General features: G+C 37.3%; 14 protein-coding genes and 2 pseudogenes. 10 read left to right on the forward strand and 6 right to left on the reverse strand.

Annotated elements, in window-relative coordinates:
• The first annotated feature begins 79 nt into the window (after positions 1-79).
• On the forward strand, positions 80-373 hold the full coding sequence (locus LIT25_00980) for a WXG100 family type VII secretion target (protein USK34064.1): 294 nt from the start codon (positions 80-82) through the stop codon (positions 371-373).
• A gap of 502 nt (positions 374-875) precedes the next feature.
• Here LIT25_00980 and LIT25_00985 read toward each other — a convergent pair.
• Positions 876-1,061 (reverse strand): annotated as a pseudogene (locus tag LIT25_00985) (tyrosine-type recombinase/integrase).
• Positions 1,062-1,195: 134 nt separating this feature from the next.
• Between LIT25_00985 and LIT25_00990 the strand changes: the two are divergent.
• The 3 genes from LIT25_00990 to LIT25_01000 are packed head-to-tail and all read left to right on the forward strand — an operon-like array spanning position 1,196 to position 3,014.
• Positions 1,196-1,762, forward strand: coding sequence for a hypothetical protein (locus LIT25_00990; protein ID USK34065.1), 567 nt, complete (start codon positions 1,196-1,198; stop codon positions 1,760-1,762).
• A gap of 25 nt (positions 1,763-1,787) precedes the next feature.
• Positions 1,788-2,633, forward strand: coding sequence for a bacteriocin family protein (locus LIT25_00995; protein USK34066.1), 846 nt, complete (start codon positions 1,788-1,790; stop codon positions 2,631-2,633).
• Between the two features lie 12 nt (positions 2,634-2,645).
• Complete coding sequence (locus tag LIT25_01000) at positions 2,646-3,014, forward strand: 2Fe-2S iron-sulfur cluster binding domain-containing protein (GenBank protein USK34067.1); 369 nt, start codon at positions 2,646-2,648, stop codon at positions 3,012-3,014.
• Between the two features lie 39 nt (positions 3,015-3,053).
• Here LIT25_01000 and LIT25_01005 read toward each other — a convergent pair whose 3' ends face one another.
• Both LIT25_01005 and LIT25_01010 read right to left on the reverse strand, forming a co-directional pair.
• Positions 3,054-3,533 (reverse strand): hypothetical protein, encoded by a 480-nt coding sequence (locus tag LIT25_01005; GenBank protein USK34068.1) that lies wholly within the window; start codon positions 3,531-3,533, stop codon positions 3,054-3,056.
• Positions 3,534-3,671: 138 nt separating this feature from the next.
• A complete protein-coding gene (locus LIT25_01010) occupies positions 3,672-4,079 on the reverse strand; it encodes a hypothetical protein (protein USK34069.1) in 408 nt (135 codons plus the stop codon).
• Between the two features lie 609 nt (positions 4,080-4,688).
• On the opposite strand from LIT25_01010, the gene rpsI reads away from it, so the two are divergent.
• The gene (rpsI, locus tag LIT25_01015) at positions 4,689-4,760 is read left to right on the forward strand and encodes a 30S ribosomal protein S9 (protein ID USK36110.1); all 72 of its coding nucleotides are present in this window, start codon (positions 4,689-4,691) and stop codon (positions 4,758-4,760) included.
• 136 nt (positions 4,761-4,896) lie between these two features.
• On the opposite strand, the pseudogene LIT25_01020 reads toward rpsI, so the two are convergent.
• Positions 4,897-6,251: pseudogene (locus LIT25_01020) on the reverse strand (IS1182 family transposase).
• A gap of 216 nt (positions 6,252-6,467) precedes the next feature.
• On the opposite strand from LIT25_01020, the gene LIT25_01025 reads away from it, so the two are divergent.
• The 3 genes from LIT25_01025 to LIT25_01035 all read left to right on the forward strand — a co-directional run bounded on the left by LIT25_01025 (position 6,468) and on the right by LIT25_01035 (position 8,872).
• Positions 6,468-6,911 (forward strand): YbaK family protein, encoded by a 444-nt coding sequence (locus LIT25_01025; protein ID USK36111.1) that lies wholly within the window; start codon positions 6,468-6,470, stop codon positions 6,909-6,911.
• Between the two features lie 70 nt (positions 6,912-6,981).
• Positions 6,982-7,695: an N-acetylmuramoyl-L-alanine amidase CwlD gene (gene cwlD / locus LIT25_01030; protein USK34070.1), complete on the forward strand. Its 714-nt coding sequence runs from the start codon at positions 6,982-6,984 to the stop codon at positions 7,693-7,695.
• A gap of 118 nt (positions 7,696-7,813) precedes the next feature.
• Positions 7,814-8,872, forward strand: a complete 1,059-nt coding sequence (locus LIT25_01035; GenBank protein ID USK34071.1) for a P-loop NTPase — start codon at positions 7,814-7,816, stop codon at positions 8,870-8,872.
• A gap of 52 nt (positions 8,873-8,924) precedes the next feature.
• On the opposite strand, the gene LIT25_01040 is transcribed toward LIT25_01035, so the two are convergent.
• Positions 8,925-9,572 (reverse strand): spore gernimation protein GerD, encoded by a 648-nt coding sequence (locus LIT25_01040; protein ID USK34072.1) that lies wholly within the window; start codon positions 9,570-9,572, stop codon positions 8,925-8,927.
• A gap of 142 nt (positions 9,573-9,714) precedes the next feature.
• Here LIT25_01040 and LIT25_01045 point away from each other — a divergent pair, with 142 nt between their 5' ends.
• Positions 9,715-10,329, forward strand: a complete 615-nt coding sequence (locus tag LIT25_01045) for a KinB-signaling pathway activation protein (protein USK34073.1) — start codon at positions 9,715-9,717, stop codon at positions 10,327-10,329.
• Positions 10,330-10,359: 30 nt separating this feature from the next.
• Here the strand turns inward: LIT25_01045 and pdaB are convergent, their stop codons facing one another.
• Positions 10,360-11,124 (reverse strand): polysaccharide deacetylase family sporulation protein PdaB, encoded by a 765-nt coding sequence (gene pdaB, locus LIT25_01050; GenBank protein USK34074.1) that lies wholly within the window; start codon positions 11,122-11,124, stop codon positions 10,360-10,362.
• 120 nt (positions 11,125-11,244) lie between these two features.
• On the opposite strand from pdaB, the gene LIT25_01055 reads away from it, so the two are divergent.
• The gene (locus LIT25_01055; protein USK34075.1) at positions 11,245-11,457 is read left to right on the forward strand and encodes a hypothetical protein; all 213 of its coding nucleotides are present in this window, start codon (positions 11,245-11,247) and stop codon (positions 11,455-11,457) included.
• The last annotated feature ends 130 nt before the right edge of the window (positions 11,458-11,587 follow it).

An 11,587-nucleotide genomic window follows, 5' to 3' on the forward strand; every position in this document is an offset into this window, starting at 1 on the left:
GTTTAGAAGTCTTTGTTTCTTCTCTAATATAGAAGTAACTTTGATTTTATAAAAATTAATTAATAAGGGAGAGATTGAAATGTCAGGTAATATTCGCGTTACCCCAGCTGAATTAGTTGTTATGTCGACTCGCTACAATGGTGAAAGCGGTCAGGTGGGTGAGCAAATTACTCGCTTGGATTCCATGATTAGTCAATTACAAGGAATGTGGGAAGGCGAAGCAAGCCGTGCATTCGCTGAGCAATATGAAACATTAAAGCCTTCTTTCATTCAAATGCAGCAATTATTAGAGGATATCTCTAGTCAGCTGAACGGTACTGCTCGTGCCCTTGAAGAAGCAGATCAGCAAATTGCCAGTCAAATCCGTAGTTAATATCATATGACAATTTAGTTAGTAAAGAAGGAGCAGAGTAATAATTGGATTACTTTCTGGTTATTTAGAATTGCAGGGCTTACGGAAAAGGAGTTTTATCGACTCCTTTTTTCTTTTTAAATTAATGAGAAATTTAATTTTGAATTGCAACATTTTTATTGGTGTTGATAGGCTGCAATAATACTACAAGTAAAAAGAACATTTAATGTACTTACACACATTACCCGCCAGCATATAAATTTGAATACCTTTTAGTCACTTGTATGAAATAAGGTGAAACCAAAATGTAAGAAACCTTTATATCTTAAGGGTTTTAACATTTGATGAAATACCTTTAAGGTATATCAAAAAATGGACGTAAAAAATATGGTCTTAAAGGCGCTCGTCGTGCACCTCAGTTCTCAAAACGTTAATATTCTCTATCTATCAACGTTTACTGCCCTTTCTCGGATTGCCGAGGAAGGGTTTTTTTTTGAGAAAAAATCAGTTTGAATACCCTTCCTCATAAATCTATATAATTTTTAAATAAATTTGCTACTTTTTCTTTCGCTGTATTTGTCACGTGTGTATAGTTATTCATTGTGGTTTGAATGTCTGTATGACCTAGTCTTACTTTAACATCCTTAATACTTGCACCAGCTTCAAATAGTAAAGAAGCATAGGTATGTCGGTATCTATGAATGGTAATGGGCTGAAGTTAACTATGTTTGTGTTATTAAATTCACAATTAAACTTAAACATATATTTGTGAATAGAGATGTAATAAATATCAATAGCCTGGCAATAATGGGTTTTATCAGATAAAAACTGGAGGTGGATCGTATGAGAGAAGAATTAGCGATTTTCAACCGAATTTTTACAGCTACAAAGGAATCAATCGAAAACTTTATGGCCATGCTAGATCCTGTTATTCAAAATGCAAAAGACGATCATGAACGACTCTACTACCATCATATTTATGAAGAAGAAGAACAAAGGCTATCACGTTTAGAGGAACTTATTCCGCTAATAACAAAATTTGAAAATGATAAAAATGATACTATTTTTTCTCCAACCAACAATGAGTTTAACCGTCTTTTGCAAGAATTAAATCTTGAAAAATTCGGCTTGCACAATTTTGTAGAACACCTGGATTTAGCACTCTTTAAATTTACAGACGAAGTACGAAGCACACAACTGCAGCAAATGAGAGAGGTTTCTTATCAAGATTATCAACAAGTTAAGAATTTCTTAAATGAAATAAATGGAAAGTTTGATCGTGATTATGTAGATCCCCATGCACATCATGATAAAGACCATGATCATTTGGCTCCCCTAATCTCTCAAACTGCAACAGCAAAAAATCATAAAAGTCCCAAAAAAGGTTTTACTGTTGGGAGTTTACTATAAAGAACTTACGAGAAAGGAGAAATTTATGAATTCTCAAATACATTCAGATTTACCTCTATCAAATCAAGAATTTCAACAATTAAACCAAATCGTTATTGAGGCTGCAAGGAGACAATTAGTTGGACGACGCTTTATTGAATTATACGGTCCTCTTGGCAGAGGGGTGCAAAGTATTTTCAATGATATCTTTGTAGAAAATCATGAAGCCAAAATGGACTTTCAAGGTTCTTTTGATACAGAAATTGAGTCCAGCAAAAGAGTCAACTATACAATACCGTTGCTTTACAAAGATTTTGTGCTTTATTGGCGCGATTTAGAACAGGCAAAAGTGCTGGACATCCCTATTGATTTTTCAGTGGCTGCAAATGCCGCACGCGATGTTTCCATCTTAGAAGACCAAATGATTTTCCATGGGTCAAAGGAATTTGATATCCCCGGGTTAATGAATGTAAAGGGCCGATTAACACACTTAGTCGGGAATTGGTATGAATCGGGAAACGCCTTTAAAGATGTTGTTGACGCAAGAAATAAGCTGCTCGATCTAAATCACAATGGACCATATGCACTCGTTTTATCGCCTGAATTATATTCACTACTGCATCGTGTGCATAAAGATACAAATGTATTGGAAATTGAACATGTACGTGAACTTATGACAGATGGCGTCTTTCAGTCACCCGTTTTAAAAGGAAAAACTGGAGTCGTAGTAAATACGGGGAGAAATAACTTGGATCTGGCTGTCTCTGAGGATTTTGAAACAGCTTACTTAGGAGATGAAGGAATGAACCATCCATTCCGTGTATATGAGACAGTTGTACTAAGAATTAAACGTCCTTCCGCGATATGCACTCTTGACGACCCTAAAGGTTAAGGAGTGAATTCGTTGAATAAAAGAATATTTACTGTTGGTTCACTTATTCCCGGAAACATAGTTAACATAGAGGCAATAAATTCGAATTTAATTGATGCTGAAAGTATTCCGGTGGCCCATCAATTGCAAAAAATCGGTTTGGTTCAAAATCAGAACAAGCTTGAAATTCAGCCTATTAAAGGAAAACTATTGTTGGATGCTGCCTTGCAGCAGGGGCAGGACTTAAAGTTCAAATGCCGAAAGGGAACTTGTGGGGTATGTACAGTAAAAATTGAAGAGGGGTCATCCCATTTACTCCCTCCTAACGATAAAGAGAAAAAAAAGTTGAAAATGGCCTTAAACCAAGGGTATAGATTAGCATGTCAATCGATGATCCAGTGAATACGAAAAGAGGTTCCCTGTCGGAACCTCTTTTTCGCATTACGCAAACATTCGCTCATTTAGTTGGATTAGGTTATCTTCAATTTGGAATGGAAGGTCAAAATTGCGCTTTTTAAGCTCTTTTACACTTATATCTCGAACTAGCTTAAACGTTTCTTTCTTAAAAGTAGGTGTAATAAACCCATTATTTATTTCACACAATTTTTCTAAGTATTGTAACGTTTCATTCACCAAAAATTGTTTTACGTAGTTGTTATTTAACTGACAAATCAATTTATGCTCCAATCCTTTGATTACAGCAATTTGATCAATGTGAGCAATGATATTTGTTCCATTTTCATCTATAAAGCAAAGGGAAACATATTGTCCTTTTGAAATGTCAATATTCATAAATACTGGATTTTGGTATGATTCACCAGATGTCAAACGGATGATTTTTGCTTCTGCAACCCCGCCTACCTTGCGATAATTTGAAATCACTGTATGAATATCCTTCAATCCATGAAGCATATTTAACATTTTAAGTCCCCCTAGCAAAAGTTTCGTCTGAAAATTATATATGTTGATTTTAGAGAAAATGAGAATCATTGTCAACTGGATTTGTGGTTTTCCTTTTTTTACAATTCAGTTCTACTTTAGTGATAGTTGGCGATTTTTTTATAAAGCAGATGAGATAAGTGATATTTTTTCCATAAGACTTTGCAAATGCCGATGCTTATTAGAGATACATAAAAACAATTCTTTATTTTTGTATTCTAAAGCTTTATCCAATTGATAAGACAAAGATATATGCTCAGTTACTAAATCAATCATTAATTGAATATTGTTGGAGTTAATGGCCTCTTCAGGTATCTTTATCGGTACAAAACTGTTTATTTCTTCGTTGACGATAATTAATATGTACCAACCAATTCCAAACACATATTTTCCATAATCAGCAACTGTCAATATATCGCCGTATTTCAGCGTTTCTACACCGCTTACAATATTGTCTTGTTTATTCCCATAATATAAACACTGTACCTTTATACCGTTTTTATTCGTTACAACAAAATAAGATTCCATTAACTCCTCCTCATTCAGATTCACTATATCATTCTTTAAATATTATTCTTGGGCTTACACTTTATACCTTTGTCTTGCATAGATATATTAAGGGTCCTGAATCATTATAAAACCTTAATTTTTCTTACCACCTAGAGGAATAAGAACCTTCTTCAGGTGAACATGATAGTCAATCCTTAAAAAGCTCACCCTCCTTAATCCGTTCTACTTTGCTAAGCATGGCGCCATTTAATCACTCTTTCGGCATTTCTACGTCAGTAATGAGATACGATTAAAGAAAAAACCTATTTGGAATAATGTTTTTGATTAATTTTAAAAGCATCGGTTACAACAAATAATTGATTTGATCTCGTCATCATAATTGAAGAAGCAGTTGCCCCAAAATATCAAATGTTAATAAAGAAATTACAGTTTGACTTATTACTTATCACTAGAAGATGGAGCAAACACTCTAAGCTTAGGTTATCTTACACATATTACCCGCCAGCATATAAATTTGAATACCCTTTGAATACCTTTGGCCTAATTGTATGAAATAAGGTGAAACCAAAAATGTAAAAAACCTTTATATCTTAATGGGTTTAACATTTGATGAAATACCTTTAAGGTATATCAAAAAATGAACGTAAAAAATACGGTCTAAAAGGTGCTCGTCGTGCACCTCAGTTCTCAAAACGTTAATTCGATTTCCAAAAACCACAACATTATGTTGTGTTTTCAGATTGTAGACAAAAGGCATTCGGATGAACTCTATCCGAATGCTTTTTGTCATTTCTAGGGCTAATTTGATGTTTGTAGGCCTATTCGTTGACTATTTTTATACCGCTTTCGCTGGCTTCCATGTCCAGGATGCCAACTTTTTCAAGTTCATGGCAGCAAAAGTAAGCATCGCCTGCATGGACAATTTTTTGAGTCCTCTCAACGTTGTCCAACGCATACCATGCTTTTCTTTTGCATCTGCAAAGACACGCTCTATCGTTTCTTTACGTTTTGCATAAATTGTTTTGTTCTCTTCTGTATGACGAAGGTGTTCAGCTTCATCTAAGTATTCTTGCCAGAGATGCCTTTCAATCAATTTCTGATGATTTTGGCTCTCCGTACATTGGCTTAGGAATGGGCAATTTTCACAAACCTTCGGATCGGAAGAGTATTGTCTGTATCCTTTTTTCGTAGTAGTTCTGTAAGGAAGCACTTGATCGTGCGGGCATATGTAACAATCAAAATGTTCGTCGTACACATAATCACTTTTCTTGAAAAATCCATCTTTTGTTTTTGGCCGTGTATAAGGAAAAACCGGACGAATTTCTTTTTCGTTCAAATAGTGAGCAAGAGCAGGGTTCTTGTAAGCAGCATCGGCAGCAACAGCAGCAGGTTTCTTGTGAAGCTCAGTTACTTGATCAAGTAGAGGCTCGAATATTGCACTGTCGTGCACGTTACCAGGCGTAACGATTGTCCCCAGAACAAATCCTTTTTCGTCAGAGGCTGCGTGAAATGAGTAAGCGAACTGTTTTGTTCTTTCATCTTTTACGTAATAGCCACTTTCCGGATCCGTCGTACTTTCTTTAATCTCTTTCTCTTCCGGTTCAAATTTATCTGGGGAAAAGGCTTTTTCCGTTTTCTTCGCGGTCTAGATTGAGTTCGTTTTGGAGCCTTTCCTCATATGATTTCGTTTCTTTTCGTACGATTTTTTTCTGATACTTTCGTTTATTAGCACTAGCCTTTACGTGAGTTGAATCAATAAATACCTGTTCTCCATTGACCAGTTTCTTATCAATCGCCTCTTTTAAGATGCGGTAAAATATCTGCTCAAACAGATCTGTATCCTTAAAGCGCCGTTCATAGTTTTACCGAATGTTGAGAAGTGGGGCACCTTGTCATGAAAACCAAAACCCAAAACCAACGGTAGGCTAAGTTGGTTTCAATCTCTTCAATGGTTCTTCTCATGGATCGAATACCGAAAAGGTATTGGATGAAGGTCATTTTAATCAATATGACCGGATCAATACTTGGACGACCTCGATCTGCGGAATAGACTTTCTCTACTAATGGATAGATGAAAGAAAAATCGAGAGCTTGTTCAATTTTACGGACTAAGTGATCTTCCGGCACCAACTGTTCAAGTGTAATCATTTCTAGTTGATCGCGATTCATTTGATTATTTTTAGACAACATCCAAATCACCTCTGTATTGTTCTATTTTCATTATATAAAAAAACTGCCGACAAATCCCCCAAAAAGGGGGGATTTGTCGACAGTCTGAAACCACAACATTATGTTGTGTTTTTTTTGTTGTTTCTAAAACGCTGCCCTCCCATTCTGGATTTGAAAACTTTACCGCGTATGATAACCATGAGCAGTAGGACAATAGAGTGAGGGGGCATTTATATGATTGAAAATATCACTTCACTTTCAGATAAAAGAAGAGAGAAGCAAATCAACTATGAACGCAGCATACTTAAGGACCTTACGTTAACTCAGCTGAAAACAAAAGCTTACGAGTGCTTTGGCGTTTTTATGCATTCCGGAAAATTTGACTACTCAGCTATAGAAGATGGCTGCATTGATTTTTCCATAGAGGCATATCTGCTCGGTGCAAGCTACAGCAGGTTTGGCTTTTTTGGAGAAACCATGCAGACTGTGAATGCAAGGTCAAGACGGGAAGAAAAACTGCTTGTTGACCAGCTGTTTGACTACATGCTGATATGGGGGAACCCTGGCGAAAATGACTTCAAAAATGAATCGATCTACTATGCATGCGAGTTTTTAATTCATTTGTGGTGGTCGGAGGGTTTTGAAAAAGGAGAAAAACGGCTTAAGCTTCGTCTCCATTAAAACTGGATAACTTATCATATTTCCTGCTGGTCCGCCATATAGTGTTAAAGGACGAGCAGGAGGGGAAAAAATGAGAAGAAAGCTAAGATGGTTTGGCTTCGGTGCAGGCTTTATTTTATTACTCCTATTATTTCAGTTTCAATTTAACAACGACAGCTCCTGGAAGTCGTGGAATCTCCCTTTAACAGGAAAGGTCATTTACATAGACCCAGGCCACGGAGGACCAGACGGAGGGGCAGTCGGGAAAGAACATCTTGAAAAAGATATCGCACTCTCCATATCCAAACAGATCAGAGACTACCTTCAGGAACAGGGAGCATTGGTCCTCCTCACTCGTGAAAAGGATACTGATCTAGCTGAAAAGGATACAAAAGGATATTCAAAAAGAAAAAGGCAGGATTTAAGAAAAAGACTCCAAATAATAAACGAATCAGAAGCAGACCTTTACTTAAGTATTCACTTGAATGCCATTCCTTCTAATGAGTGGAGCGGGGCTCAGACTTTTTATCATTCAAAAATGAAAGAGAATGAAAAAGTGGCAAAATTTATTCAAGATGAACTAAGAAGAAATTTAGAGAATACAGACAGAAAAGCAAAACAAATGAATACGATCTATTTAATGAAACATATCGATAAGCCAGGCGCATTAGTAGAAGTAGGTTTCTTATCAAACCCTAAGGAAGCCCGGCTTCTCGGAACAAAAAAATATCAGGACAAAATAGCCGCTTCCATCTATAATGGCATCTTAAGATATATGACGCATGAAAAAAATCCTCCAGAGTGAAGGATTTTTTTGTTTTGCTGTTGAGTATTCCTCCATTTTCAGGACAAAACGTGCAATACCTCTTTTTTGTCTAAATATGTTATACTGATGTAAACGAATACAACAAAGGGTGGTTATCATGCTGAAAGAGGAAACAGCTCGTAAAGTCGTCGGGAATTTAAAAGAACCTTTTTTACATAGAACCTTAGAAGAATTAAATGCGATTGAAGAAGTGTCGATAAAAGAAGAGAAAAATCATATAAGTATGAAAGTAGCGATTGCCAAAACTGGTACATCAGAACAAATGCAGCTGCAGCAGGAGATCGTTGCTAAGCTGAAGGAAGCAGGGGCTGCAACAGTCGGTCTCCGTTTCACAGAGCTGCCTCAAGAAGTAATTGCGAAATATCAAACAGCAAAGCCTGAAGAACCTTCCTTGCTCACTGAAGGAAAGCAGCCTACATTTATCGCGATAGCAAGCGGAAAAGGCGGCGTCGGAAAGTCTACCGTATCAGTTAATTTAGCAGTAGCATTAGCTCGCTTAGGCAAGAAAGTCGGTTTAATTGATGCGGATATTTATGGATTCAGTGTTCCTGATATGATGGGAATCACCAAAAGACCGGTTGTAAGGGGAGAAAGAATCATCCCTGTAGAGCGGTTCGGTGTTCAAGTTATTTCAATGGGATTTTTCGTTGAAGATAATGCTCCGGTCATTTGGAGAGGACCTATGCTTGGTAAAATGCTCAACAACTTTTTTCAGGAAGTAGAGTGGGGAGATCTGGATTATCTGCTGCTTGATCTGCCTCCAGGCACTGGCGATGTTGCACTCGATGTGCATGCTATGCTTCCATCATGTAAAGAAATCATCGTGACAACTCCACATCCGACAGCTGCATTTGTAGCAGCTAGAGCGGGTGCTATGGCTCTTAGAACCGAGCATGAGGTTATCGGGGTAGTTGAAAATATGTCTTACTTTGAAAGTAAGCTCACTGGAGAAAAAGAATATGTATTTGGCAAAGGCGGAGGAGAAAAGCTTGCACATGAGCTTGATGTGCCTGTGCTTGGAAACATTCCGCTGCAGCAGCCGGACTGGAACGAAGAAGATTTTGCTCCATCGGTTTATGCGAAAGATCACCCTACAGGTGAGATTTACTTAGGTATTGCCAAGAAGGTTACAGAACTTGTGCCTGTGAGTGTATAAAGGAAAAGCGCCAAGTGATTGGCGCTTTTCTCTTTTTTGAGATTTATGGGAATTATTGACCGCCTTGCCCAGTTTCACCTTGACCGCCTGAGCTGCCTTGTCCGCCGCTTTGAGTGCCGCCTGAGCTGCCTTGTCCGCCGCCTTGCTGATTCATTTCTTTAGCAGCTTTTAGAAGGGTTTCTTCCATTTTTGCTTTAAAAAGCGGGCTATTAATGGTTTCTGTAATCACTTGCTGTAGATGCTTGCGGAATTCTTGACTTTGAAGCACCTTTACCGTTTGTTTTTCCATTTCGGGATTTTGAAGGACTCCAATAAGCATTTCTTGATACTCCGGGTCTTTCATTAAGCCCTTGATTACTTTTTCATGCTCCGTCTGCAGGCTTTTGGCGAAGCTTTCACTGAACTTTGGATCTTCAAATGTTTTTTTCCAGAATTCCGCTCCTTTTTCAGATGTCAGTGTTTTAGAAATGGTATCTGAGACAACTTTTTGATCCATGATCAAATTTTGCTTCATGTCATCATTTTTCAAAATTTCCTGGATCGCTTTTTTTCCATCATCAGTCTTTAATATATCAACAACCATCTTTTTTGTTTCTTCATAATCCAGTTGTCCTGCGGGCTGGTCTTTTGGAGAACAGCTCGCGAGGAAGGAACAGATGGCTATTAGTGTAAATAATGAGAGCAACCTTCGCTTTTTCATCTGTGCAAAGCTCCTTTCATTTTCAAGTTGCCTATTTTTAATATGAATTATCTAAAGCTTTTTATACTGGTAAATAAAATGGCTTTTTTAGAAAGACATTGGTAAAATTTCATGAGTAGATTACATATTGGGGGAAACTGCATTGAACAGTAGAAATTGGGTCCGTTTGTTTTTGACGACTCTGCTTGTCGGGGGCATTAGTACAAGCATCGTCGGTTTTACATTAAAGTGGGGAGAGTATCAGAAATTCTTCACATCTTTTGATCTTGTTGAAATCCTCTCCATTTTATTTTGGCTGATCGGTGTAGGTTTTATTTTCAGTATTATTAGCCAAATGGGCTTTTTTGCGTATTTAACGATCCACCGCTTTGGTCTTGGCATTTTCAGAACAGCAGCCTTATGGAATGCGATTCAAATCGTGCTGATTTTGTTTGTGTTGTTTGATTTGATTTATTTCCGCTACCAGCTTTTCGCGGCAGAAGGCGAATCCATTCTGTCATATATCCTTCTCGCATTATTCCTGGTCATTTTTGGCCTCGCTGTAGCATATATCAAGATGCAGCAAACCAATAAAATGGCGTTCATCCCGGCTTTATTCTTTATGATTGTCGTTACAGCTGTCGAATGGGTCCCTGCTCTCCGTGTAAATGAAGGAGACTGGCTGTATCTCATGCTCATTCCGCTTCTCATATGCAATGCGTATCAGCTTTTGTTATTAACTAAATTATCTCAAGTCAAAAAAGCTAAGCCTATGTGAGCTTAGCTTTTTTCTATGATTCGGCATTAATTATTTAACTTCTGTTGTTTTCGCATTTCCATTAGCAATTAATTCAGCTATTGATACATTCTTTAATCCTTTTTGTTTCAGGCCATCAACAATTTGGGGAAGTGCTTTTTGTGTTTGCTTAGCGGAGTCTGATGCATGCAGCAGGATAATGTCTCCGCCTTGAACGCTGTCATTTACGTTCTTAACAATGGCATCTACACCGGGATTTTTCCAATCATCAGAGTCAACACTGTAATGGACAACCGTATATCCGTATCTTTCGGCAATAGTAAGAATTTCTTCATTGAAATTGCCTGTTGGCGGTCTGAGGAGTTTAATATCCTTAAGACCGAGCTCATTAAATACATCCTGTGCCATAAGAATGTCCCGGCGTATATCCTCAGCCTCCAAAGCAGTGTAATTTTTATAGGCATATCCCATGCTTCCCACCTGGTGTCCGTCCTTCACAATTTGCTTGACGATTTCAGGATGACGTTCTGCCCATGCTGCAGAGAGGAAGAAGGTTGCATTCGAAATGCCGTTATTCTTCAATGTATCAAGAATGGGCTTTGCCTTTTCGTCGCCCCAGCTGATATCAAATGTTAAAGACACTTTATTTTCCTTCTCCTCACCCCTGAAAACAGCTTTAGGTCCATCTGCGGTTGAGAAAACAGGGAATTGCATGACGTTTTCTATATATAAGATCCCGGCTGTAAAAAGCGCAGCTATTACAATAATGATAAGTTGCTTGATCTTTTTAATATGTAAAACGTAAAAATTATTCATCCTCATCAACCCCGTCCCAATGTTCTTGTCTCATATGTATGCCAAGCTGTTAATAATATGATTAGAAAAATACACGTTGTGCAATAATGATAAAACTTAGGCAGCTTAGAGGAGGATCATATGTCAAAAGGATTCATTTTTAATGATAAAGAAGCACAAGAAATGGAACTGCTGGTCGAACAGGAATTATCAATTATCAGCAATATACTGATAGATGAGAATCTGACATTTGTTCAAAAAAGATCTCTCTTAGAAAAAAGAGAACTCCTCAGTAATTTGCACAAAATTATCAGCGGGAAATTCGATCAGCATTTAAATAAAAATATTAAATAATTTCTATTGACCATGGTTAGAATAAATGTTATATTATTATTCGTCGCTCAGAAACAATTTGAATTTGAAATAACGAAAAAATAATTTCAAAAGGTTGTTGACACTGCGATAGTGACCATGTTAAATTATA

It is taken from the genome of Bacillus sp. F19 (assembly GCA_023823795.1).
Taxonomy (GTDB): Bacteria; Bacillota; Bacilli; order Bacillales; family Bacillaceae; genus Bacillus_P.

Coding starts and splice junctions, on each gene's coding strand:
- LIT25_00980 (USK34064.1), top strand. CDS start 80: ATGTCAGGTAATATTCGCGTTACCCCAGCTGAATTAGTTGTTATGTCG.
- LIT25_00990 (USK34065.1), top strand. CDS start 1,196: ATGAGAGAAGAATTAGCGATTTTCAACCGAATTTTTACAGCTACAAAG.
- LIT25_00995 (USK34066.1), top strand. CDS start 1,788: ATGAATTCTCAAATACATTCAGATTTACCTCTATCAAATCAAGAATTT.
- LIT25_01005 (USK34068.1), bottom strand. CDS start 3,533: ATGTTAAATATGCTTCATGGATTGAAGGATATTCATACAGTGATTTCA.
- LIT25_01010 (USK34069.1), bottom strand. CDS start 4,079: ATGGAATCTTATTTTGTTGTAACGAATAAAAACGGTATAAAGGTACAG.
- cwlD (USK34070.1), top strand. CDS start 6,982: ATGAGAAGAAAGCTAAGATGGTTTGGCTTCGGTGCAGGCTTTATTTTA.
- LIT25_01035 (USK34071.1), top strand. CDS start 7,814: ATGCTGAAAGAGGAAACAGCTCGTAAAGTCGTCGGGAATTTAAAAGAA.
- LIT25_01040 (USK34072.1), bottom strand. CDS start 9,572: ATGAAAAAGCGAAGGTTGCTCTCATTATTTACACTAATAGCCATCTGT.
- pdaB (USK34074.1), bottom strand. CDS start 11,124: ATGAATAATTTTTACGTTTTACATATTAAAAAGATCAAGCAACTTATC.
- LIT25_01055 (USK34075.1), top strand. CDS start 11,245: ATGTCAAAAGGATTCATTTTTAATGATAAAGAAGCACAAGAAATGGAA.